Raw genomic sequence first — 22,797 nt, forward strand, 5'->3', positions numbered from 1 at the left:
CTCCGAGCAGAAGTTCCCCTTGTCTCTGTCTTCCTGCTATCGTGGAGATGAGGGACGGCTCAATGAGCGAGAATCGCAAGCTGGCCGCAATTCTGGCCGCGGACGTAGTCGGATACAGCCGGCTCGCCAGCGAGGACGAAGATCGCACCCTGGCAAGGTTGCGGGCACTGCGCAGCGACCTGATCGATCCAACCATCGCCGTGCACAACGGCCGTGTCATCAAGCGCACCGGAGACGGAGCGCTGGTCGAATTCCGCAGCGTTGTCGATGCAGTGCGCTGCGCCATCGAGGTGCAGAACGGCATGGTCGAGCGCAATGCCGGAGTTCAGCAGGATCGGCGCATCGAGTTCCGGATCGGCATCCATCTGGGGGACGTAGTAGAGGAAAGCGATGGCGACCTGATGGGCGACGGCGTCAACATCGCCTCGCGTCTCGAGGGTATCGCGGCCCCCGGCGCCATTTGCCTGTCCGAGGACGCCTATCGCCAGGTCAGGGCGAGGCTCGATCTCTCCGTCAGCGATCTCGGCAACACGCAGCTCAAGAACATCGCCGAGCCGATCCGAATCTATTCGCTCCAGGTCGGCGCCGCCGCGCAGGCAAAGCCAGCAGTGACCGCCGGCGCCGTTGCTCGTGCGCCGGCCGCATTGCCGCCGGAGCTCTCGATTGCCGTGCTGCCCTTCGCCAACATGAGCGGCGATGCCGAGCAGGAGTACTTCGCCGACGGCATCTCCGAAGATATCATCACCGCTCTGTCGAAGCTGGCGCAGCTGTTTGTCATCGCTCGCAACTCGTCGTTTACCTTCAAGGGCCGGAACGTGAACGTGCAGGAGGTGGGCCATAGCCTCAACGTGCGCTACGTGCTGGAAGGAAGCGTCCGCAAATCAGGGAACAAGGTGAGGATCACCGCGCAGCTCATCGATGCGACCACTGGCGGGCATCAGTGGGCGGAGCGTTTCGATCGCGACCTGACCGATATCTTCGCGGTGCAGGATGACGTCACGCAGCAGATCGTCGGCGCTCTGGAACTCAAGCTGACGGCCGGGGACCAGCAGCGGCTCGCGACCGAGCAGACCCAAAATCTGGAAGCGTATGACTGCTTCCTGCGGGGCCGTGAACAGATGTGGCGGCTGACGAGAGAGCAGAACATTCAGGGCCGGCAACTGTTGCAACGCGCCATCGATCTGGACCCGAAATTCGCCCCGGCCCACGCGTTCCTCGCCGTCACGCACGGGCTGGCGTACGTCAACCAGTGGAGCCAAGCACCGTCGAAATCGCTGGAACAGGCGATCGAGGCTGCGACGCGGGCGGTCGCGCTCGACGATCGATATCCGTACGCACATTGGGCGCTGGGCATCGTCAACGTGTACCTGCGACAGTTTGACGTGGCCATCCGCGAGGCTGAACGCGTGATCGCGCTTGCTCCCAATCTTGTCGAGGGCCACGAGAGTCTCGGCAACGCGCTGCACTATGCGGGCAGGTCCGACGAGGCCCTCGTCTGTTTCGAGCGGGCAATGGCCCTGAACCCATATTATCCGGACATTTTTCTGCACTTCCACGCGCAGGCGATGTTCCAGGTGGGCAGGTACGAGGAGGCCGTTGTCATCCTGAAGCGACGGCTTGTCCGCAATCCAGCCACCGACATCTCACGTGTGTTGCTGGCGGCGAGCTATGGTCACTTGGGCCGCTTCGCGGAGGCGCGCGGGGAGTGGGAGGAAGTGTTCCGGATCAATCCCGATTATTCCCTGGAGCACAGGCGCAAAGTCCTGCCCTACAAGAACCCTGCCGATTTCGAGCGCATTGTGGACGGCCTGCGCAAAGCTGGCCTCACCGAGTGATTGCATTCCATCGCCGGCAATCGTCCACAGCTTCCGTGCAGCTCCACAAAAGCACGCCGCCTGGTCTCTGGTTCGCCTCAGATTGTGCGAGACGTGCTCATGGCGCATTCGTGCAGGCAGCCGCTAGCGGGCAAAGGACAGTTCCTCGACGCATAGCGATCATGATCCGGCTCCAGACGAACGTCCGGAGATTGCGCAACTGCGACCTCCCTGGTGGTCGACGGGAATGTCTGCTTTCAGGCGGCGGCAGAGCTCGCCTCAATGGCCGATATGAGGCGCGGAGCTGCCGTTCACCAAGCAGCAAACCAGGGCGCCTTTGGGTCAGAAGCCGACCCTGACTGAATGTCAGGAAGCAGCCGACACCGCGTGTGACCAGGAGCTTGCGTCAGAGCCTATGCTGCGCGATGTTCTTGCTGGGGAACAAAATGCAACTGCCAAACCGTCTGCTTTTCGTTGATGTCGAAACGACGGGCTTTTTTAGCTCCGATCGCGTGGTGAGCCTTGGCCTGATCGCTGTTGACTCCCAGGATATTGTTGCCGAGACCTATCCCATCCAAGCGGCCCATCTGATCTTTGATCCGGGTAAGAAGAGCCATCCGCGCGCCGAAGCAGTTCACGGCTATGACGATTGGACACTTCGCCATCAGGATACTTTCAACGTCCACGCACACGCATTGAGCAAGCTTTTTTCGGACTCTCCTTGCGTCATCGCTCACAATGTCGAATTTGATCGGCGCTTCATCGAGCAGGAATTCGACCTCGCTGGAATGCCGCTTCCGGAACTCGAGTACTTCTGCACAATGCGGACGTACCGTGAGCAAGTTGGTGGCCGGTCCGGCTTAAACGCAATTCTTTCACAAATGGGTCTTGCTCGGGCTGGCCGAATCCACGGCGCGTTTGAAGACGCCTGGATGGCGATGCAGGTCTACTGTTGGCTCAATGGGTTGCCTCGCGCGATTATCGGTACCCCGGCAATGCCGCTGTCAAACTTTAAAGTGCCTCCACCCCGGCCAGAAGGCCCTCTCCCTCGAAGATCCAAAAGATCAAAGGGAACCGCGAAACCTGCGCTCACCCCCCTGCTCGCTGGACTGGTCAAAGATCTATCCCCTCTTGGAACCTTGATGCTCTATCTCGCCAAGTCGGACGGCTTAGTCGATAGCGAAATATCGGTGCTTATGGAGGTCGTGGAGGCCGAGGCACTCGCGCGCGAGATAATGTTGTCCGAAAATGAAAAAATCGACGTGATCGCCGACCTGATGACACTTCTGACCGACGACTCTTCCATCGACGCTGCTGCAGAGATCATTGCTGCCAATGAGATTTCCCGTGCGTCCTTCATGCCACGGCTGCGGGCCACCGCACAGGCAGATGGAACGATCAGCGAAGCCGAGCGGATTGCGATCGCCAGGATTACGGATGCGTTCAGGAACACAGTGAGGTCTACCAGCTAGGCAGGGGCGCGTCGTTAAGCCGCCAAACTATCCACGAAATCGAGTACCACTTCGCCAAACAGATTTGGCACCTGGACTGGTCCACATGTCCTATGTTGTGGAACCGGCCGCTGGCTGGACGTCTGACCTCGGAGGACCGACTCACGTGTTCAAAACGAGGAAGTGGCGTCGTTTCGAAGGAGGCCCAACTTCTTGAGTTCTGATGCGCTCATGATCCAGGAGCGCAGTCATCGCCGTTTCCAAGCGCTGCTTCGAGCTCCCTGCAATCGCTGCTCTTTTTCACGTCAGCGCGAATAATTTGCATGTTTGCGCTCGATCGAGACCATTGCGAAACTCGGCAGGAACCAGGAGGTCAGCTGCGGGTTTGCTTGGATGCCGACATGATCGGCGTAGCCATTCACCCACAGGAGGACACCATGACCCTTCCGAGCAAAACCGCGGCAGTTGCCGCCGTGTTGATCATGTTGGGCTCGCCCGCGCTGGCCGAGTCGAGCGGAACACCTGTGCCCGCAGTAAAGGCACAGGATCATGGTCCCGAACAGTCGCCCGAAGGGACCGGACAAACCCAAGACTCTATGCGTGAAATGATGCGCCAGATGATGGGTGAGATGCTTCAGGAAAAAATGCAGGAGGATCGCGGTCCCCGAGCAGAGCGGCGCGGTGGCGACCGCTGGCATCGGGACTACAGAATGGGCCCGCCTGAAGGGCGGCGGATGACCGGAGGCCACGGCGGTATGGGAGCCAAGATGATGCATGGCGCAAAGATGCGAATAATGTTTGCCATAGTCGACGCCGACGGCGATGGCGCGCTTTCGCAGACCGAGGTCAAGGATTTCGTCGGACGAATATTCAACGCCGTCGATGAGAACGGCGATGGCAGCGTCGACATGGAGGAAATCCAATCCTTCTTCCATGGAGCCGGCAACGAGGGGGCGGAGTAGACTCGGGAGGGCTCACGCCAGCCGGCACGATCGTGATTAGACACTGTTCCTCGTGTCCCTGGTCGGCATCGTCATCGTTGCGAGGTCGCCGAAGACGTTCCTCCCTTATAGCCCGCAGCATCGACGCGCGGCTGTCCCACTGTCCCACTGTCTAGGGCGTGGGACAGTGGGACAGCTGCAATTTACGGCTTGTTGCTCGACGGCTGAATTGCTTTCAACCGTGCCTGAATGCGATTGACCTTCGATCTGCTCAAACCGGTTGCTGCGGCGATGTCACGTACGCTTTCTCCGTCGCGCGTCATGGTCATGACGAGATCAGCCTCGACATCTTGAAGATCCTTCATCGTCCACAACGCCTCTCCGCTATGAACTTCCAGCTTTGCCTCGAAGGGCCTTGCGGCCTCGCCGAACACGCCGCGCGCCTTGCCCAAGTGAACCTCGAAGCGGGCTCCATCCTCAATCTTGTAGTCGTCCGGGTGCTTCAATGTGATGAGTGTGTCTAGGACGTCTTCCCGCTTGCTTGTGCCACGCGGATTTCCACCGCGGCCTTCATGCTCGATCAAAAGAACGCTGATGCCTCGGCGGCGGAGCCTTAGTTGCCAGGATTGCATCGTGTCCCAGCTTTCGGCCTCATTTTCGCGGCCGCCGCTCGTCAGCGTGGAGCGGTTGTCGAGAATGAGTAGTTCTGTTGGGCCGAGAATGGCTTCCAACCGCTCTTGTGACTCCGCCTGCGAAAGATTGAGACTGACACCGATCTCCTGCTCGTCCATTGGCAAGATCCGCAGGCGCCCAGAGCTGACCTGGCTGAACATGCGAAGCCGCTCCTGCAGGTCTGCGCCCGGCATTTCGCCGTCGACATAGAGCACATCACGAGGCACCGGCGCCCTCCAATTCAAGAATGAGCCTCCGGTCGCGGCGGCATGTGCGATGCCAATTGCTACCTGAGTTTTACCGACGCCTCGGAACGCCGACAACATGGCCAGGCTTCCTGTACGAATGATTGGCTCAAGGATGAAGTCACGCGGCTTGAGCTTCATCGATGTGAATTCGTCCGAGGCGAACCACTTGAGGGCAGGGCGGCGCTGCATAACATCGGTGGCCGGCGCTCCAACAACCAGTGTTGCATTGATGGCTTCAAGGGCTTGTTCCGGCGAAATAGTCATCGCCGTTGCCCGTCCGCGAAATCCGAACCTTCGAGCGCCGGTATGATTCTGGTCACGTCTTTGCCGGCGCCGTCCCAGAGGTTCGCACACTCGGCAGCTGCGGCTATCCCGGTGTCGTCGTGGTCGGTGAAGACAGTCAGAGCTTCGATACCGGCAAGCACGGGGAACTTCGCAATTCCGCCTGCCGACAAAGCCACCCACATCGGTCGGAAGCCCATGGCCATGCAGGCGAGGGTGGTCTCGATCCCCTCGGCGACATGGAGGCCGATGCTCACGTCCTCGTCCGCGGAAAGCTTCACGCAGGCGCCTGCGGCCCGCCCCAGCATCTTCTTGGCGTTGCCGAGACCGGGGACATTGGCTTTACCGCTTCCGTCTGGCTTCAGGGCGGTCCTGTGTACGCCGCAGAGCTCATTCGTGCGGATGTCGACCATCGCAGCCAGCATTGACGGCAGCCGCACAGCGGTTTTGTCCTGAAGCCGGAAAGGGCAGGCACCGTGAAACCGGAGGGCGTGGCCGTCCAGGACTTCATCGGCGAGCCCGAGCCCGCGATCGAGCAGGTAGACTGCCGCGAGTGTGCCTTCTATCGGCACCGCCTCCCGCCACAGCCTGTGTGCGATATCGATGCGAGAGCTGTCGGACGCGGGGGTGGTCGCCGGCCACGGGCGGGACAATTGTGCGTTCAGACGGTGGTGTTCGCTATCCGGAATGCCGAGCATTTGCCGGACATGATCACGGCAGATGCGCCAGTCGTCGTCGGCAAAACTGTTGACCCGGAAACCGTCGGCGGCGTCAGAATCGAGCATGACCGACATCGACCTGTCTGCGCGCGAGTGGCCCGGGCCTGGTGCAACGATGCGGCACGGGCCGATAACGTCGCCGCCGAGCACTTTTGCAACTGCGGCGGCCATCATGATGCGCCTGCCGTAATCTCGGCAAGCCGCGCGAAGTAATCCTGTGCCGATTGCTCTTCAACTCTGGCAACGGCAAGCGCGTCGGGTGGCAGCAGATTCTCAATCTCGGTTCTGAGGATGCTGCGTAGGATGCCGGCGGGCATCGCCTCAGCCTCGACCGTCTCCATGATGTGCAGGGAACGGCGGTCCGTTTCCTTGCGCGGTTTGCCCGGCAGATCGAACCTGGCGATCTGCTCTTCGGTGATGCCCAGCCTTTTGAACACCAGCTCTACCGTCGGCGACAAATGCTGGCGAAGTTCGCGTTCGAGCGCGACGTCGATGAGCACACCTGCGGGGTCGTAGTCGCCGATGTAGAAGATCACGGCCTGCCGCCCGGCGCTGTAGACGTTGATGGTTTCCGCCGACTGGTAGGCAAGCGTGATGCTGGAGAAGCCGCCGGCAGGATAAAGGCTGACGGCGAGCTCGCGACAGTCGTCCTCGATGACGCCGGCGATCGAGCGCGACTCCGTCCAGACCTCGCAGTAGCAGTCGGAATGCTGCCAGAGATCGGCGCGGTAGAATCCCTTCATCGCCTGGAGGAAATGCGCCTCGTCGCTGTAGGTCGGCGTGTGGTAGCCGCGACGGGTCGTGTCCGTCACCCAACTGAACGGCAACCTGCCGGCGCGGCGCAGCTTCACCATCCGGTCCTGGACATGGCGGTAGCCGCGGTCGGTTTTCTCGACCGGCTCGTCAAGCCGCGGATCGGTCATCCGGTAGAAGACATGGCGAACGCTCTGTGGATGGTCCTCGCGCAGCACGTCCAGGATCTGCTCGTCGAGAACATCGAGGCGGGCTTTCGTGCGGCGATCGCGTTTTATCGTGCCCGCACGGTAAAACGGTTTTCTACTGTCGGCGTTCATGTCGCGATCGCCAAAGCAAGGTGGGCCGGCGCATTGCCACATCGGTCACGGCGGACGCGTCTTACGGCCAAATAGGAGAACGTGTCCGGCGCCAGCCGCCGCTGGACCAGAAGCACCAGCTCCTGTTCGGCTGCCCAGTAGGCGAGGTGGCGCAGCTGGATAAGCTCCTGTTGTCTCTGCAGGGCAAGCTTCCCTCGGCATGGCTGGGCGGCATCGAGTATGAGAAAGCCGCGGTGGTATTCGATAGCGTTGCCAGGGGCGGCTGTTTGCAGCCAACTGCAGAAGTCCGGTTCTGAGACCGCCGTCGGAATTTCGCGCTGTGTGATGTTCATCGCTTCCAGCCTTTTCTATGGGAGCCGAACCGAGATGGCTCCTGTAGGCCTGGCGTACCGAGTAGCGGAGCAGCGCGCATTACGAACTCCTTCGCTCCGCCACGCTGCCGAAGAATGGCGAACCACGTCGCAAACAAAGTCGGTTCTGCGCGTTGCAGCGAAACCCTGCGAAGAAGGCATAGCTCCCTCCCGAGTCGGCCGCGTTCGTGGGCGCGAGCCATCAGGGGCGGTCCTTCTCGATGAAATGGAGGCCGCGTGCTTCGAAAGCCTCAATGTCTTCAAGGCGGTAGACGACACGGCCGCCCACCTTGAGGAAGCTCGGCCCCTGGCCCAACCACCTCCACCTTTCCAGGGTCCGCGGGCTGAGGCTCCAGCGCCGAGAGAGGTCTACCTGATTAAGGTGGCGTATCGTCTTCTCCTGCCGAGAAGCAGTCGTTTGATCCGGCATGTAGCGGCTCCTTCACGTCCTGGCGTGCTGCCGTTCGGCTGCACATGGGGTACTGACGCGAAGATTTTGCCAGATGGGCTCACCTGGGATTATGGGTGGCCGGAAAGATAGACATGGCCATTTCGCCGGAAAAAACCCAACAAGATCAGCCTTGTTTGCGTGGAGCATGGTCGTCCGTCTAACGGAATATGGTTGACCGGGTCAGTCGCTCTTCGGAGCGATGAAGCGGATGTTCGGGTTGAGTCGGAACCCGTGCCTTCGCAAGTTCTCAATCAAGAGTTCTTTGGAGACGGGCTCGCCGAACGCCGCGGTGGCCATATCCCCGAATGCCCTGCGACACTTGCTCACTCCTCGATAGACGCTCTCATCGCCCATCTTCAATCGCTTCGTCAGCTGCTGCACCTTCACAAAGCGATGCTCTTCTGGTGGGAGAAGTTCGAAGATGTCCTGTTTTGCTGTTTCGGCAAGCACTGCGACAAGCCGGTAGTGGGCGCCGGTCAGCTCGCCCACACCTTTGATCTTAATCTTCGAGGTCCGGACATCGATCGTCAGTTGCAGCTGGCGTCCAGCATGCGAGACAGCTGCGGGTGTCGAGGCGGAAGTTTCTCCTGCGTTGACCAGCTGGGCAGCAAATTCCTTACTAGCACTCGGGAACCCCGGGGCGATACGAAGGTCTGTCAATCTCACCCCTCCACCCTCCGCTGTTCCTCGGCGCCAGTCAGTGATACGGAGCGCCCGCCATGAGTCAGGTGGGAGCGGATCCCATTTTCCAAAAGGGAAATCGCGTCTGACATAGGCGATCAGGACGCCCTCGAGCAGCCTTGTCTGGAAGACCCGTTGAATGGTGAGCCACGCGCTGTCTTTCGCCGCCTGGGCTTCACGCGCCTGAACGGCCGGGCGATTTTTTGCAGCCGCCTCCTCTCCCTCCATCCAGGTGGAATATCTGACAGTGCGTTGGGGAAACGAAGCGCGGTGCTTGTCCGCGCTTGCATAGGTTTCCCAGAGGTCGTTCGGGACAAAGCGTTTCGCGGCCTCCGGCAGCGGGAGCGCATCTCCGGGCAGGCCGTTCCCAAGACTAAATAGTGCGCGCGAATCGCTCACCGGGTCAGGTTAGCCAGCCGGCTGCGCGGCATCATTGGAATCCGGGTCTTATGGTTTTCGAATCCTTTCGCTGGGATACTTTCTTTTTAGAGACTGTTCCGTAAGTCTCTGAACTTGCTGTTCTTCTCAAACAGACGCGCTTACCTCCGTTTCCAAACAGCGGCGGCGCACAGCATGAACGCTCTTTCTCCAGAACGAATGACAGCCGCAGAGCGCCTGGCTGAACTCGCGACCATCCTGGCTGTCGGCGTGAGACGTCTGCAGGCACGACAGTCAACGAGAATATCTGTCGAGCGGGAGAATAGTTTCGTGGACTTCACCGCCAACCAGAGCGGTCATGCAGCCGAACTCGAACCGGTGGAGAATGGGGCATGACGGACGCGGTGATCGGCAGGCTGGCAGCTATCAAGACGATGGACATCGTTGCCCTGAAGGGGATGTGGCGCGACCTGTTTGCCGCGGAGCCGCCGCCCTACAATCGCAAGTTCCTCGAGAGCAGGCTGGCCTACCGGGTGCAGGAACTCGCCTATGGCGGGCTGAAGCAGGAGACGCTGAAGCGGCTGGCCATCCTGGCCGAAGATCTGGAACCCCGCTCGGGTGGGCGCGGAATTCGCTCCGATAACCGACCTATCGCCGGCACCAGGCTGATGCGCGAATGGCAGGGGGGCGAGCATTGCGCGACGGTGCTGGCCGACGGCTACGAATATGATGGCAGGCCCTATAAATCGCTCTCGGCAATCGCCCGCGCGATCACTGGCACGCGCTGGAACGGCCTGATCTTCTTCGGTCTGAAGAGCCAGAGGGGCAAAGGCCAGTGAACACGCATGCACCCGAGAAAAAGTCGTTGGTGCGAAAGCTGCGCTGCGCCGTCTATACGCGCAAGTCCTCGGAAGAGGGCCTCGACATGGAATTTAGCTCGTTGGACGCCCAGCGCGAGTCCTGCGAGGCCTATGTGGTCAGCCAGCGGGCGGAGGGCTGGGTGCTAGTGCCAGATCGCTACGACGATGGCGGCATCTCAGGCGCCACGTTGGAGCGGCCCGGCCTGAAGCGGCTGCTGCGCGATGTTGAATCTGGACTAGTCGACGTGGTCGTTGTCTACAAGATCGACCGGCTGTCTCGCTCGCTGATGGATTTTTCCAAGCTGGTCGATGTGTTCGACGCCAACGACGTCACCTTCGTGTCAGTTACCCAGTCATTCAATACGACCACCTCCATGGGCAGACTGACGCTGAACATCCTGCTGTCCTTCGCCCAGTTCGAGCGTGAGGTCATCGGCGAGCGCATCAGGGACAAGTTCGCAGCGTCTCGGCGCAAGGGCATGTGGATGGGCGGCAACGTCCCCCTCGGCTATCGGGTCGAGAACCGGAAGCTTCTCATCCATGATGAAGAGGCAGCCATCATTCGCATGATCTTCGAGCGATTCCTGCAGGTAGGTTCCGCGACCATTTTGGCGCGAATCCTGAATGCGGAGGGCCTCAGGCGCAAGAATGGGAAGGCCTTCGACAAAGGCCTGCTCTACAAGCTACTCAGCAACCGGGTGTATATCGGCGACGCCGTCCACAAGGGCACGAGTTATCCCGGCGAGCACCAGCCGATCGTGCCACAAGATCTCTGGGACAAGGTTCGCTCGATTGTAGCGGAAAGCCCGAGCAAGCGGGCAGGACAGAGCCGCAGGCAGACGCCCGCCTTGCTCAAGGGGCTGATCTTTGCTCCCAGCGGCTATGCCATGACGCCGGCACACACGCGTAAGAAAGGTCGTCTCTACCGCTACTACGTCACCACCAGCGTGCAAAAGCTTGGGCCGGAAACCTGCTCGGTACGGCGCCTGCCTGCCGGCGAGATCGAGGCCGCTGTCATCGATCAGGTCCGCGTCCTGCTCCGCTCGCCAGAGATGATTGTGAAGACCTGGGCGGCCGCGCGCAACAACAGCGACGAGATCAGCGAGACCGAGGTGCGCGACGCACTGGTTCAGTTCGATGCTCTTTGGGGAGAACTCTTTCCCGCCGAGCAGGCGCGCATCATCCAGTTGGTAGTCGAGCGCATCGACGTCGATGTAGAGGGCATCTCTATCCGCCTTCGCACCGAGGGCATAGCCAGCGTCATAGCGGAGCTTCGGGAACGACCAAGCCTGGACAGGGCAGCATGAAGAACAGCCGCGAGATCAGCCGCGACGGCACCTTGCTGACCGTCTCCATTCCGATGGCGATCCGCAAGCGTGGCGGTCGTAAACTTGTCGTCTCCCCGGCTGGAGCAGAGCCTTGGGGCCTGTCGCGACCGCGCATCGACAACACGCTGCTGAGAGCCCTTGTCCAGGCATTCCACTGGCAGCATGAGCTGGACTCAGGGCAGCATGCGACGATCAGCGAACTCGCAGCGGCTTTGAAACTCGACCGATCGTTCGTTTCCCACATGCTTCGACTGACGCTCTTGGCGCCGGATCTGGTTGAGGCAATCCTCGACGGGCGACAGCCTCCGACGATGCAATTGCAGCCGCTGATGCGCGGGTTTCCCGTTGAGTGGGAGCGCCAACGGCGCAATGCCTGCTGGTTTGTGAAGGTCTGGCTCTGACCCAACGGCGACCTTCATAGTGCGCGCTACGAATGGCAGCAATGCGCCGCATCTCAGTCATTAAAGCTAGCTGTGCCACTGCCTAAAAGCGGACGTTAGTGACGACCTCACTGGAGGTCGTGGGTGCGCCAAGAGCAGTCGTTCGACTCTCGAGAACGAATGCGCTGTTTCGCGCCCCAGGATCAGCCATGGGACCCCGTTGGGAAAATGAACGGCGGATGGCGTCGGAGGTGCCCCACATGTCGAGGCGAGCAAGCTGTGGTACACTAACCTTTAGACGAAAAGTTCATCCGCAAGAGGGGCTGGCCAGGATGGCTGTCAATCGCCGTATGAAACTGACGCCTGAATTGGTTGCTCTGGTCCATCGGTCAATTCCCGATACGGGCCCTAACCCCGGCTTTGTGCCAATGGAAGAGGAGGACTATGAGCGCCTAGCGGACGAGATACTGAAAGACCACCCACCTCACGACGACTTGTGGATCTTTGCATATGGTTCGCTGATGTGGAGACCCGAATGCGAGATCGACGGTCAAGAGATTGCACTGCTGAATGGGTGGCATCGAAAGTTTTGCATTCGCATCTCACGCTGGCGAGGCACACCTGAGAATCCGGGTCTGATGATGGCACTCGACCGTGGCGGTTCGTGCCGTGCCGTGGTCCAGCGTCTAGCGGCGAAGACGGCACGAGCTCGGTTTGATCAACTGCTGCGGCGCGAAACAACATCGAAGGAGCACCCGACCAATCGGCCACGCTGGGTTACAGTGCAATCAGGTAGCCAACAGCGCCGGGCCATTGTTTTTTCAGTCGTACGATCCAGTCCCTATTACAGCGGAAGTTTTTCAATGGAGGAAACAGCGGCGGTTCTCTCGAGGGCGGTCGGTCATTGGGGTTCGGGCGCAGAGTATCTTATGAACACGGTCAAACAACTAGAGAACCTAGGTGTCCACGACCGAAACCTGTGGCGTCTCCAGGAGCTGGTTGCTGCGCGGATTGCCGCTCATTCCGAAGTTGTTGCAACACCGGCGCTATGATTTCAGCATCGTTCATGTCGGCTGCTGACCAGTGCGCTGTCGACCGAAGCCTGCTTGCGAGTGGAGAATTGGGGAGTTGTACGGGAGTTGAGCCTAGTCTGACGACGACGACAACCGACCCAGTATTCATTGTCGCCAACCGGCCAGCGAGTGGATTAGATGGATGAGGGTGCGATCGACCTGACGGAGCTGCCGGAGCGTATCCATCATCTTGTCGATCGTTGGGCTGCGGAGACGCCCGGTGCACCGGCTCTGATCGATCATGATGGCCAGACCCTGAACTATGCAGCGTTGCGTGACGGTGTCTCGGCGATGGCCGCTGCACTGGCAGACGCCGGTGTCCGTGGCGGCGACCGTGTTCTGATCGTGAACGAGAATTCGGCGGTGACGGTCGCGGCTCTGTTTGCTGCCAGCCGGCTGGACGCCTGGGCTGTCCTGGTCAATGCGCGCCTCGCGCCCGTCGAGATTGATCGCATCTGCCAGCATTCGCAGCCGCGAGCAATTGCGTTTACCCATACGGTCTCACAGGAGGCGGCTGCTCATGCCGACCGCTACGGTGCCGGGACAAGTGTGATGACCATCGCGGGCGCGGTCCGCATCGTTGCCGGACTCCCGGCCACACCCGAGCCAGTCAAATCATCCGGCGCGTTCCAGGTTGCCGCCATGATCTACACATCGGGAACAACGGGCGATCCCAAGGGCGTGATGCTGACCCATCGAAACCTGCTCTTCACGGCCTCCGTCTCGGGCCGCCTGCGCCGAATTGGCCGTAGCGATCACGTCATTCAACTTGTGCCGATCGCACATGTATTTGGTCTGGCCTCCGTCCTGCTCTGTACTCTCAACGCCGGTGCGCGGATCACGCTGGTTCCGCGATTCGATGCCGCCCGGCTCGCGGATTCGCTTCAGTCCGGGATCACCGTCCTGCAGGGCGTGCCCGCGATGTATGCAAAGCTGCTTGAGCATATCGAGAGTACCGGTCAGCGGTTGCGCGCGCCGGGCCTTCGCTACATTTCCGCTGGCGGTTCGCCCCTGGACATCGATTGGAAGCGCTCTATCGAGCGGTACTTCGGCCTGCCGCTCAACAATGGTTATGGCTTGACGGAGTGTTCGTGCAACGTGGCGATCACGCGTGTCGATTCACCGCGCGACGACGACTCGATCGGTCTGCCGCTACCGGGCGTCGACGTTCGCTTTGTGGGGCCCGATGGCATGGACGTTCCCGACGGCCAGATCGGAGAGAGCTGAATCAGGGGCCCAAATCTCATGCAAGGCTACTATCGGGACGATCTGGCAACCCGCGCCGCCGTGGTTGGCGATGGCTGGTTTCGGACCGGAGACCTGGGTCGTCGGGACAAGGATGGCTACCTCTTCATCGTTGGTCGCCTCAAGGAACTCATTATCCGCTCCGGCTTCAACGTCTATCCAGCCGAAGTTGAAACAGCACTCAATGCCCATCCCGATGTCATTCAATGCGCTGTCATCGGTCGTAAGGCTGACGGCAACGAGGAGGTAATCGCATTCGTCGAAGCCAGGGTTGGTTCGCGTCTCCAGGCCACCACCCTGCGCGATCATGCTCGCGACCGGCTTGCGGCCTACAAGCGACCGCAACATATATTCATTCTCGACAGGATTCCGGCCAGCCCGACCGGCAAGATCCTGAAGGCGACGCTGGCACCACTCGCAGAGCAACTGATTGCCGGAGAAAAGTCGGTGGGATAGGTGACTGCTCCTGGACGCGATCAAGTCGTTCCGAGAGTCCTCTCGCACGACATTTTTCCACCCTTTGCTGACCTCCCCCGTCAAAATGCGAACGTCTGCCCTGGGTCAGCTCACGACGATGCCCGCGCCGACCTGAATGTCCGGTCTTGAAGATACGCAGCCTGAAGGTGCCAGTCCGCTGTCGGCCCATTCCTGACATAGCCGCAACGCTCAGAATTCACTTGCTGAGCCGTCCACTGTAGGGATCCTCACTTCAGCGTTTGACCCTAAGTTCTTCGTTCGCTAGCGGGAGCTTCGCGCGGCGTCACAACCATATGCGTCATCGCGTCCAACCCTCGGCGACAGCGGCCCGCCAATCCCGCGGCGATCAGCGGCTCACGTCCTTTGCGTTCTATGGCTGCCCGAGAGGCTGCGCCTGCGCTGCCTCGCATGCCGGCAGCCGCACTGGTTTGGCGAGCTTTGCCAGCGCCTCGGGCTTGGCGCACGCCGGGAAGCCAGCGAGCGGCATTGTCTCCATGTAGCGCCGACGCTCGGTAGCGCTCATGCCCGGCTCGTTGATGATGCTCTCGACGGTCAAGTCAGGGTGGCGTTTGAGCGCTTCCATAACGGAGGTCTTCGCCTCTTCGATCCGGCCTAAGCCTGCGAGCGAACTGCTACGCACCACCCAATTCCACTTTTGGTAGTTGTTAGGCGTCATGCGCTCCAGCATCTTCAACGCGTCCTCATACCGGCCGGCCATAAAATAAGCACCGGAGAAGAAGTTGGACGTCCACATCGGGTAGTTCGGGTCGAGCCGCATTACTTGATCGACCATCTGAGCGCCGCGTTCGGGTTCACCGAAGCGTGCTGCAAAGCCGGAATAGAAAGTCAGAATTTCAGACGAACCGGGAGCAAGACGAAGGGCAGTGTCCATCTCAACCTTGGCGCGGGCGTTGTCGCCCTTATCGGAAAGACTCATACCAAACACCACGTGTGCTTCAGCGTCGCTCGGATCAAGCTGCACCGCGCGTTCGGCCGCATCGGCAGCCGCCTTGTAATTGCTCTCGGGATTGACACCAAAGATACCCAATAGAACATGAGCATGAAAAAGTTCCACCCAGGCGCGGGCCAGCGCGGGGTCCAGCTCGACGGCGCGGTTGAGGAGCGTGATGGCCTCCTCTTCATCCGCCTTTGTGAGCTTTTCAATCTTCTCGGTCCCGAGCAGATAGAAATCATAGGCATTCAGGTTTTCAGGTCGTTTACGTTTGGCCGCGGCCCGCCCGGCCGCCTGAATCAACCCTACGCCGCCGCCCAGACGGTTGGTGACTTGCTCTGCAATCTCGGTCTGGACGGCGAACACATCCTCAGCGGGCCGGTCCCAACGATCCGACCAAAGATGGTTGCCGGTTTTTGCATCGATCAACTGCGCGGTGATCCGCACCCGCCCATTTTGCCGCTGGATAGAGCCTTCCAGCACGAAGCCGACACGGAGCGCGCTTGCGACCTGGCGGGCGTCCACCGGCTTACCTTTGTAAACTTCCGTCGAATTCCGGGCCACGACCTCAAGTTCGGGAAACCGCGCGAGGTCGGTGATGATATCCTCAGTCAAGCCATCGGCCAAACGCCCGGTGGCCTCGTCGCTGCCATAATTATTGAAGGGCAGCACCGCGACCGACGGCTTGGCCCCCAGTGGTGCAGGCTGAAAGAACCACCAGGTCCCTCCACCCGCCAGAGCCAGCACCCCGATGACCGCCGCAGCCGTCCCGGTCCAGCGCGGCATCATTCCGAGAAGCGGGCGGCGCATCCGTTTGCCGTCGAGTCTCAGCCGGTATGTCCGCACTGGGCGGCTGATGTTTTTGACCTGCTGCTCGCCGGCGAAATCGAGCGGCCAATCAAGCTTGCCCTGGAGATGATCGTATGCCGTGCCCGACACCATCACGCCGCCCGGCTCGGCCAACTGCTCCAGCCGAGCTGCCACGTTGACGCCGTCGCCATAGACATCGCCCTCTACCAGCGCCACATCGCCCAGATTGATTCCAATGCGAAACACGATCCGCTCTGCCGCCAGCAGGCCGGCATTACGCTTCGCAGCTGCCTGCTGGATCTCCGCGGCACATATTACCGCGTCAACCACGCTGTCGAAGGCGACGAGCGCGCCGTCGCCGATCAGCTTGACGATGCGGCCATGGTGACTGGCAATCGCGGGATCGGTCAGTTCGGCGCGAATGGCCCTCAGCCGCGCGATGGTGCCGGCCTCGTCCGCTTCCATCGCGCTTGAGTAGCCGACCATATCGGCCGCCAGGATCGCCAACAGCTTACGGTTGAGCGGAGGGACAGGCATGATCGCGCCACTTCGAAGGTATGGCGGAGAACCCTACACCCATCGACGTGCCGGGACCAGCGCGCCGCCTTCGCATCCGTTAAGCGGATGCGGCGCCAGTCCGCTGTTCGGCAACCGTAACGGGCTGAACGTCCGCTATCTTCTTCAGACGCCAAGAGCCGCCATTCCGCTGTCGGCCAACCGAGGTCATTGAAGACCGCGCGTGTGGATGGCCGCTTTCGGCGCAAGCCGATCTGGCGAGCAATGGCATAGTTTGTGGTTCGTTTTTGACAAGCGAGCGAAACGCAAGACTGTTCGCATTAAGGCCGGCGCTAAAGCATTGATATTGCTGGGGTCAAAACCTGGGGATTTTTGGGGCTACTCCCCAGCTTCGGAGAATGATGGACATTCGGAGAGCAGTTAGGGCGAGAACGGTGTTTACGCTCTCCCCGGCTTTCGGCGGAACATCCCGCAAACGCTGGGCTTTCGGGAAGCCGTGAGGGGACCGGAGAATTGTTTGGACTTTGAAGGTGGTAGCGGGAGAGGGACTTGAACCCCCGACCCCAGGATTATGATTCCCGTGCTCTAACCAACTGAGCTACCCCGCCAGGACGGCGAAAGGCCCGAAATCCGCCTCAAATCGAAAGGCATGTCGGGGCGTTCGCCAAGGTCGCGCGGATATAAGGTTGGGAGGGTGAGCCTGTCAAGCTTCGAAGCAACCGCCGTGCCGGCTTATTGTCGTTGTCGAAAAGCTTTGCCGCGCAGACATTTGGTTGCTGCCGCCGGGGTTGAGTTCGCAGGGGCACGTCGCTATGTCTCGGCCACGAGTTTTTAGAGTTGAAACAGATGAAACCGCGCATTGCAGTCCTCGGTTGCGGATACTGGGGCAGCAACCACATCCGCACCCTCAAGGCGCTCGGCGCGCTGCACGCGGTCTCCGACGCCAACCGGGCTCGCGCCGAAGGTTTCGCCAGCGAGCAGGACTGCCTGGCGATCGAGCCCGACCAGCTGTTCGTCCGTGACGATATCGACGCCATCATCATGGCGTTGCCGCCGCAATTCCATGCCGACCTTGCCGTGCGCGCCGTCGAGAGCGGCAAGGACGTGCTGGTGGAAAAGCCGATCGCGCTGACGGTGCCGGACGCCGAGCGCGCGGTGCAGGCGGCCAAGGACAATGGCCGCGTCTTCATGGTCGGCCATGTCTTGCGTTTCCATCCCGCCTTCGAGACGCTGAAGGGGCTGATCGACAAGGGCGAGCTCGGCGAAGTCCGCTACATCCATTCGCATCGGCTCGGGCTCGGCAAGTTCCACACCGAGAACGACGCGCTGTGGGACCTGGCGCCGCACGATTTGTCGATGATCCTGGCGATCACCGGCACCGAACCGATCGAGGTGCGCGGCGAGGGCGCTGCCCTGCTCGACAATCTCAGTGACTTCGCGCATCTGCACATGCGTTTTCCCAACGGCCTGCGCAGCCATCTCTTCACCTCGCGGCTCAATCCCTATCGCGAGCGGCGGCTGACCGTGGTCGGCACCAAGGCGATGGCGGTGTTCGATGACGTCGAACCATGGGAACGCAAGCTTGCCGTCTACCGTCACGCTGTGTGGCAGGACAGCGGCCAATGGGCCTTCACCACCAATGAGCCGTCCTATGTCGCGGTTGCCCAAGGCATGCCGCTGACGCGCGAGCTGGAGCATTTCATCCAGTGCATCGAAACGCGGGCCGAGCCGCGCACCTGCGGCGAGGAAGCGATCAGGGTGTTGCGTATCCTGACCGCGGGTACGGTCACGCACACCACGTCCAATTCCTGAGAGCCCGTTTGGAAACTCTACTCTCGCGGCCATCTGATGGCGTTTTCTGCGCTTCCGTTGCTCACGGACCAAGTGTCCGCTGCGCTACGGAACCACCATCACATGACTCGCCAGAGCGAATTTCGAAACAGTCTCTGAGAGGGTAGCGGTTTACTCGGCGGGGATCTGCGCCGGCCTGGCGGCAAGCCGGGTCAGCATGGCTTCGGCCTCGGCGCCACGCTCCGAGCGCTCGATGAAGCCGCCGCCGAACACGCGCGCTTCGTTGCCGTCATCGGAATAGAGCACGCAGGCCTGTCCGGGCGCGATGCCGGATTCGCCGTCGACCAGTTCCACCCATGTGGCGCCATTGCCGTGATGCAGCACGGCAGGGCGGGGCGGGCGCGTCGAACGGACCTTGGCGAACAGCTCCAGGCCGCCGGCGGGGACATCGGCCAGCGGCCCGTCGCCCAGCCAGTTCATGTTGCGCAGATAGATCTTGTGTGTCTCCAGCGCCTCGCGCGGGCCGACCACGACGCGGGCGCGGTCGGCGTCGAGATGGACGACGTAAAGCGGCTCGCCGGATGCGATGCCGATGCCACGACGCTGGCCGATCGTGTAGCGCAGGATGCCTTCGTGGCGGCCGAGCACGCGGCCGTCGATATGGACGATGTCGCCCGGATTGGCAGCAGTCGGCTTCAGCTTGGCGATGATGTCGGAGTATTTGCCTTGCGGCACGAAGCAGATGTCCTGGCTGTCCTGCTTGGCGGCAACCGTCAGCCCCATCTCCTCGGCGATGGCGCGAACCTGCGGCTTCGACAGGCCGCCAAGCGGGAAGCGCAGATAGTCGATCTGCGCCTGCGTGGTGGCAAACAGGAAATAGCTCTGGTCGCGGTCGGCGTCGACCGGCCGGAAAAGCGCGCGGTGGGCGCCATTGGCGCCGGAGCGGATATAGTGGCCGGTGGCCAGCGCGTCGGCGCCAAGCTCCTTGGCGGTGGCCAGAAGATCGGCGAACTTCACCGTCTGGTTGCAGGAAACGCACGGGATCGGCGTCTCGCCGGCGACGTAGCTCTCGGCGAAGGGATCGATGACCGCCTTGCGGAAGCGTTCCTCGTAGTCGAGCACATAGTGCGGAATGCCAAGCGTCTCCGACACCCGGCGGGCATCGTCGATGTCCTGTCCGGCGCAGCATGAGCCGGCCCGGTGCGTCGCCGCGCCATGGTCGTAGAGCTGCAAGGTGACGCCGACGACGTCATAGCCCTCGCGCTTCAACAGGCCGGCGACGACGGACGAATCGACACCGCCCGACATGGCGACGACGATGCGGGTGTTTTCGGGACGTCCGGGAAGATCGAGGCTGTTCATGGTTCTTTCGTTCTGCGCGGCGCCTGAATGCCAATGACGGGAATATAGGTCAAGCTTTCCGGCTACGCCAGCTTGCACGGCCGATCGACAGGCAGCGACCGGTCTGGCGAATGGAGAGATTTTTCCGCGTGGCGCCGGCGCTTCCAGGCTGATGTTTCAAATGCCGACGAAAAGACTAACGCGGCGTTCATGATCCTTACCTAGTCATTAGGGTCTGCTTAGGCAATTTTTAAAGCTGTGGCGGTAACGTGGCGGGGATTGGGTCTTTGAGTTTTTTGTAGAGAGTACGATGACCGATCTGATTAGACCGAGAGTCAAGTATGTTATCGGGCCTGACGGCAGCCCTCTTACGATTGCCGATCTGCCGCCGACGAATACACGTCGCTGGGTTATCCGGCGCAAGGCGGAAGTGGTTGCTGCGGTGCGCGGCGGGCTCTTGAGCCTTGACGAGGCATGCCAGCGCTACAAGCTCACCACCGAGGAATTCCTGTCCTGGCAGGCGTCGATCGACGAGTATGGCCTTGCCGGGCTGCGCACGACGCGCATCCAGCAATACCGGCATTAGAGTCGGTCTAAACACGATCAAAGGGCGCGGCAATCCGCGCCCTTTTGTTTTCGAGGCGATCTTTTGGCGCTCAGGCCGTCAGCGCCACTTTGCCGATCGGCCTGGTGGCGAGAAAGGCGTGAGCGGCACCTGCCTGCTCGAGCGGGAAGCTTTTCGCCACGTGGACGGTGAGCTTGTTCGCATCGATCAACCGGGCGAGTTCCAGCAGGCCTTCGCGGTCTGGCACGACGGACATGCGCTCGACCCGGATGCCCCGCGCGCTGGCCTGCGTCTTCGTCGCGTCGCTGACATTGAGCAACGACACCAGCACGCCGCCGCGCTTGAGCACCTTCAGCGAGTGTTTGGCATGGTCGCCGCCAATAGGCTCCAGTACGAGATCGATGTCGCGAACCTTGTCGGCGAAATCGCCCTTGGTGTAGTCGAGAACCTCATCGGCGCCGAGCGAGCGGGCGAAATCGAGCTTCTGCGGGCTGGCGGTGGCGATGACGTAAGCGCCGCGCGCCTTGGCGATTTGCACCGCCAGATGGCCAACGCCGCCGGCTGCGGCGTGGATCAGCACGCGCTGGCCTGATTTCAGTCCGCCATGGCGGACGAGGCCTTGCCAGGCGGTGAGGCCGGCCAGCGGCAATGCACCTGCCTGGACCTGGTCGGCGCCCTTCGGCTTCAGCGCGATTTCATCGGCTGGCACAGCCGCCAGTTCGGCGTAAGGGCCGCCTGCTTGGGGAAGCGCGGCATGCCGAACACCTCGTCGCCGACCTTGAAGCGGGTGACGCCGGCGCCCAGCGCCTCGACGGTTCCCGAGATATCCCAGCCCAGGATGAAGGGCGGCTCGCCGAGCAGGGAGTAATAGCCAGCGCGGACGGAGCCATCGACCGGATTGATGCCGGCTGCCTTGACACGGACCAGCACCTCGCCGGCCTTTGGTGTGGGGTCAGGCCGATTGGCGATGACAAGGACGTCGGGTCCGCCAACGGAATTCTGGATAACGGCACGCATGGGATGTCTCCTACTTGGTTGGTGCCACTATCACTTGGATAGTAATAGTCTCTTGTCCAGTATGTACCTATTTGATATATAGGTACCCCATGGATAGTGGTGACGGTTCTCCTTTCGGCTATGATGCGTACCGGCGGACATGTGCTTCGCACACCGTGCTCGAGATGCTGGCCAGCAAATGGGTCTATCTGGTGGTTTGCGCGCTGCGCAAAGGCCGGCTGCGCAATGGCGAGCTTGCCCGCAAGCTCGAAGGCATCACGCCAAAGATGCTGACGCAGACGCTGCGCGTGCTCGAGCGCGACGGCCTGGTGCGGCGCGAGATCTTCCCTGTCATTCCGCCGCGTGTCGAATATGAATTGACCGACCTTGGTCAGAATCTGGCGGGACTGCTCAACCAGATCAGGTCCTGGTCGGAACAGCATGCGCCCGACATCAAAGAGGCCAGGGCGCGGGCGGCTGCCGAAAATGAAGGCGATTGGGCCGCTTAGCGGAGCTCTCAGCTCTGCTCAATCGAGCCTTTCGTGGCCGTCCGGCCAAGGCCGGAAGCCGAATTTTGCGCTCGCCGGCAAACGCCGACGTCGCGGACAGACCCGACTTCAGCCGATCATGGCGCTGCGGCCACCGACCTCGGATTCGCGAATCTTGGTGTCGCGCGATTCGAGCATTTCAGCCTTGGAAAGCTCCGCTTCAGCTTCGCCGAGTAATGATTCGGCAGTGCTTCGCTGCTGGGCGAGGTCGCTTTGCGAATTTCTGAGGTTGTCGCGACGCAAACGCGCCGCCTTGGCAAAGGTCGGATAGGCAAAATGGTTGATGTCGGTGATGCCGGCTTTCTTTTCTTCGGCGGTGATCTGAAGCTCCAGTTCGACGGCCATGCGCTCGAACTCGGCGATCATCATGTCGAGCTGCAGCAGCTGCCGCCGCTTCTCATTCACCTGAAACTGTTTCAGCCGAACGAGGTTTTCACGTGACTTCATGATTCGGTACTCCCGGAAACGCACACCCGCACATATCGTCCAAACCACTTGGAACGGCCCAAGCGTCACCCGTGTCCACCGGCTTTCCCCGAACTATGGGAAACAAAACCCTAAAGTTTTTTGCCGGCGGTAACCATTCGTTTACGGGCATTGTTAATCATACGGGTCAGGACTTAAGGCCGGGTAAAAATTCCGGCCGCCGATGCGGGAGCCGCGTCGATGAGTCTCTGGAGTCGCTTAGTCCAGGTTGTTAATGTGTTGCATTAGGAATTGGGTTCTGTGATTCGTTATTAGATTCAAGAGGGTGTAGAAAGAGGTTAAAAAATCTGGTACCGTCGTGGACGGGAAATTAGGTTTTGTTAACCATTTGATGGCAGCCTCTGCACAAGGCAACCACTGCTCCGGGTC

Annotated in this window: 23 protein-coding genes and 1 tRNA gene; 13 read left to right on the forward strand and 11 right to left on the reverse strand. The window is 60.9% G+C overall.

The features are described 5' to 3' along the window. The first annotated feature begins 62 nt into the window (after window positions 1-62). The 3 genes from B5V02_RS03075 (at window position 63) to B5V02_RS03085 (ending at window position 4,227) form a co-directional block, all read left to right on the forward strand. Window positions 63-1,835: an adenylate/guanylate cyclase domain-containing protein gene (locus tag B5V02_RS03075; protein WP_111542780.1), complete on the forward strand. Its 1,773-nt coding sequence runs from the start codon at window positions 63-65 to the stop codon at window positions 1,833-1,835. A gap of 425 nt (window positions 1,836-2,260) precedes the next feature. Continuing rightward, window positions 2,261-3,286: an exonuclease domain-containing protein gene (locus B5V02_RS03080; RefSeq protein WP_167458355.1), complete on the forward strand. Its 1,026-nt coding sequence runs from the start codon at window positions 2,261-2,263 to the stop codon at window positions 3,284-3,286. Window positions 3,287-3,666: 380 nt separating this feature from the next. Further along, the gene (locus B5V02_RS03085; protein ID WP_111543699.1) at window positions 3,667-4,227 is read left to right on the forward strand and encodes an EF-hand domain-containing protein; all 561 of its coding nucleotides are present in this window, start codon (window positions 3,667-3,669) and stop codon (window positions 4,225-4,227) included. Between the two features lie 182 nt (window positions 4,228-4,409). Here B5V02_RS03085 and B5V02_RS03090 read toward each other — a convergent pair whose 3' ends face one another. From B5V02_RS03090 to B5V02_RS03115, 5 genes are all read right to left on the reverse strand, one after another. Beyond that, window positions 4,410-5,390 (reverse strand): AAA family ATPase, encoded by a 981-nt coding sequence (locus tag B5V02_RS03090; RefSeq protein WP_146606011.1) that lies wholly within the window; start codon window positions 5,388-5,390, stop codon window positions 4,410-4,412. Beyond that, the gene (locus B5V02_RS03095; RefSeq protein WP_111542782.1) at window positions 5,387-6,301 is read right to left on the reverse strand and encodes a DUF7146 domain-containing protein; all 915 of its coding nucleotides are present in this window, start codon (window positions 6,299-6,301) and stop codon (window positions 5,387-5,389) included. Before B5V02_RS03095 ends, B5V02_RS03090 begins: the two co-directional genes overlap by 4 nt. Beyond that, window positions 6,298-7,200, reverse strand: coding sequence for a hypothetical protein (locus B5V02_RS03100; protein WP_111542783.1), 903 nt, complete (start codon window positions 7,198-7,200; stop codon window positions 6,298-6,300). The genes B5V02_RS03095 and B5V02_RS03100 overlap by 4 nt, the downstream gene beginning before the upstream one ends. Continuing rightward, entirely contained in the window at window positions 7,197-7,532 is a 336-nt protein-coding gene (locus tag B5V02_RS03105) for a hypothetical protein (protein WP_111542784.1), read from the reverse strand. Before B5V02_RS03105 ends, B5V02_RS03100 begins: the two co-directional genes overlap by 4 nt. Window positions 7,533-8,181: 649 nt before the next feature. Further along, a complete protein-coding gene (locus B5V02_RS03115) occupies window positions 8,182-9,081 on the reverse strand; it encodes a hypothetical protein (protein WP_146606012.1) in 900 nt (299 codons plus the stop codon). Between the two features lie 174 nt (window positions 9,082-9,255). On the opposite strand from B5V02_RS03115, the gene B5V02_RS03120 reads away from it, so the two are divergent. From B5V02_RS03120 to B5V02_RS41395, 7 genes are all read left to right on the forward strand, one after another. Further along, window positions 9,256-9,456: a hypothetical protein gene (locus B5V02_RS03120; RefSeq protein WP_111543701.1), complete on the forward strand. Its 201-nt coding sequence runs from the start codon at window positions 9,256-9,258 to the stop codon at window positions 9,454-9,456. Then, entirely contained in the window at window positions 9,453-9,899 is a 447-nt protein-coding gene (locus tag B5V02_RS03125) for a DUF2924 domain-containing protein (protein WP_111542787.1), read from the forward strand. The genes B5V02_RS03120 and B5V02_RS03125 overlap by 4 nt, the downstream gene beginning before the upstream one ends. Beyond that, on the forward strand, window positions 9,896-11,227 hold the full coding sequence (locus B5V02_RS03130) for a recombinase family protein (protein ID WP_245445655.1): 1,332 nt from the start codon (window positions 9,896-9,898) through the stop codon (window positions 11,225-11,227). The genes B5V02_RS03125 and B5V02_RS03130 overlap by 4 nt, the downstream gene beginning before the upstream one ends. Next, entirely contained in the window at window positions 11,224-11,649 is a 426-nt protein-coding gene (locus tag B5V02_RS03135; RefSeq protein WP_111542788.1) for a hypothetical protein, read from the forward strand. The genes B5V02_RS03130 and B5V02_RS03135 overlap by 4 nt, the downstream gene beginning before the upstream one ends. 311 nt (window positions 11,650-11,960) lie before the next feature. Continuing rightward, window positions 11,961-12,680, forward strand: a complete 720-nt coding sequence (locus tag B5V02_RS03140) for a gamma-glutamylcyclotransferase (protein WP_111542789.1) — start codon at window positions 11,961-11,963, stop codon at window positions 12,678-12,680. A 159-nt stretch (window positions 12,681-12,839) separates the two neighbouring features. Further along, window positions 12,840-13,928 carry a class I adenylate-forming enzyme family protein gene (locus tag B5V02_RS03145; RefSeq protein WP_208647036.1) on the forward strand — a complete coding sequence of 363 codons (1,089 nt, stop codon included), beginning with the start codon at window positions 12,840-12,842 and terminating at the stop codon, window positions 13,926-13,928. Window positions 13,929-13,946: 18 nt separating this feature from the next. Beyond that, window positions 13,947-14,402 carry a class I adenylate-forming enzyme family protein gene (locus tag B5V02_RS41395; protein ID WP_208647037.1) on the forward strand — a complete coding sequence of 152 codons (456 nt, stop codon included), beginning with the start codon at window positions 13,947-13,949 and terminating at the stop codon, window positions 14,400-14,402. 391 nt (window positions 14,403-14,793) lie between these two features. Here the strand turns inward: B5V02_RS41395 and B5V02_RS03150 are convergent, their stop codons facing one another. Together B5V02_RS03150 and B5V02_RS03155 are read right to left on the reverse strand one after the other, a co-directional pair. Next, entirely contained in the window at window positions 14,794-16,722 is a 1,929-nt protein-coding gene (locus B5V02_RS03150; RefSeq protein WP_111542790.1) for an adenylate/guanylate cyclase domain-containing protein, read from the reverse strand. 510 nt (window positions 16,723-17,232) lie between these two features. Continuing rightward, window positions 17,233-17,309: transfer RNA gene (locus B5V02_RS03155), tRNA-Met, on the reverse strand. Window positions 17,310-17,547: 238 nt separating this feature from the next. Here B5V02_RS03155 and B5V02_RS03160 point away from each other — a divergent pair. Next, window positions 17,548-18,513, forward strand: coding sequence for a Gfo/Idh/MocA family protein (locus B5V02_RS03160; RefSeq protein ID WP_111542791.1), 966 nt, complete (start codon window positions 17,548-17,550; stop codon window positions 18,511-18,513). Between the two features lie 150 nt (window positions 18,514-18,663). On the opposite strand, the gene mnmA is transcribed toward B5V02_RS03160, so the two are convergent. Next, entirely contained in the window at window positions 18,664-19,854 is a 1,191-nt protein-coding gene (mnmA, locus tag B5V02_RS03165) for a tRNA 2-thiouridine(34) synthase MnmA (RefSeq protein ID WP_111542792.1), read from the reverse strand. 289 nt (window positions 19,855-20,143) lie between these two features. On the opposite strand from mnmA, the gene sciP reads away from it, so the two are divergent. Then, a complete protein-coding gene (gene sciP, locus B5V02_RS03170; RefSeq protein WP_111542793.1) occupies window positions 20,144-20,419 on the forward strand; it encodes a CtrA inhibitor SciP in 276 nt (91 codons plus the stop codon). Window positions 20,420-20,489: 70 nt separating this feature from the next. Here the strand turns inward: sciP and B5V02_RS03175 are convergent, their stop codons facing one another. Together B5V02_RS03175 and B5V02_RS41400 are read right to left on the reverse strand one after the other, a co-directional pair. Beyond that, entirely contained in the window at window positions 20,490-21,107 is a 618-nt protein-coding gene (locus B5V02_RS03175; RefSeq protein ID WP_245445657.1) for an NADP-dependent oxidoreductase, read from the reverse strand. After that, complete coding sequence (locus B5V02_RS41400; RefSeq protein ID WP_245445659.1) at window positions 21,083-21,415, reverse strand: quinone oxidoreductase family protein; 333 nt, start codon at window positions 21,413-21,415, stop codon at window positions 21,083-21,085. Before B5V02_RS41400 ends, B5V02_RS03175 begins: the two co-directional genes overlap by 25 nt. Window positions 21,416-21,504: 89 nt before the next feature. Here B5V02_RS41400 and B5V02_RS03180 point away from each other — a divergent pair, with 89 nt between their 5' ends. Then, complete coding sequence (locus B5V02_RS03180; RefSeq protein WP_111542794.1) at window positions 21,505-21,903, forward strand: winged helix-turn-helix transcriptional regulator; 399 nt, start codon at window positions 21,505-21,507, stop codon at window positions 21,901-21,903. Window positions 21,904-22,011: 108 nt separating this feature from the next. On the opposite strand, the gene B5V02_RS03185 is transcribed toward B5V02_RS03180, so the two are convergent. Next, window positions 22,012-22,389: a flagellar export protein FliJ gene (locus B5V02_RS03185; protein WP_111542795.1), complete on the reverse strand. Its 378-nt coding sequence runs from the start codon at window positions 22,387-22,389 to the stop codon at window positions 22,012-22,014. Window positions 22,390-22,797 lie beyond the last annotated feature (408 nt).

The organism is Mesorhizobium kowhaii (genome assembly GCF_003253745.1).
GTDB lineage: Bacteria > Pseudomonadota > Alphaproteobacteria > Rhizobiales > Rhizobiaceae > Mesorhizobium > Mesorhizobium kowhaii.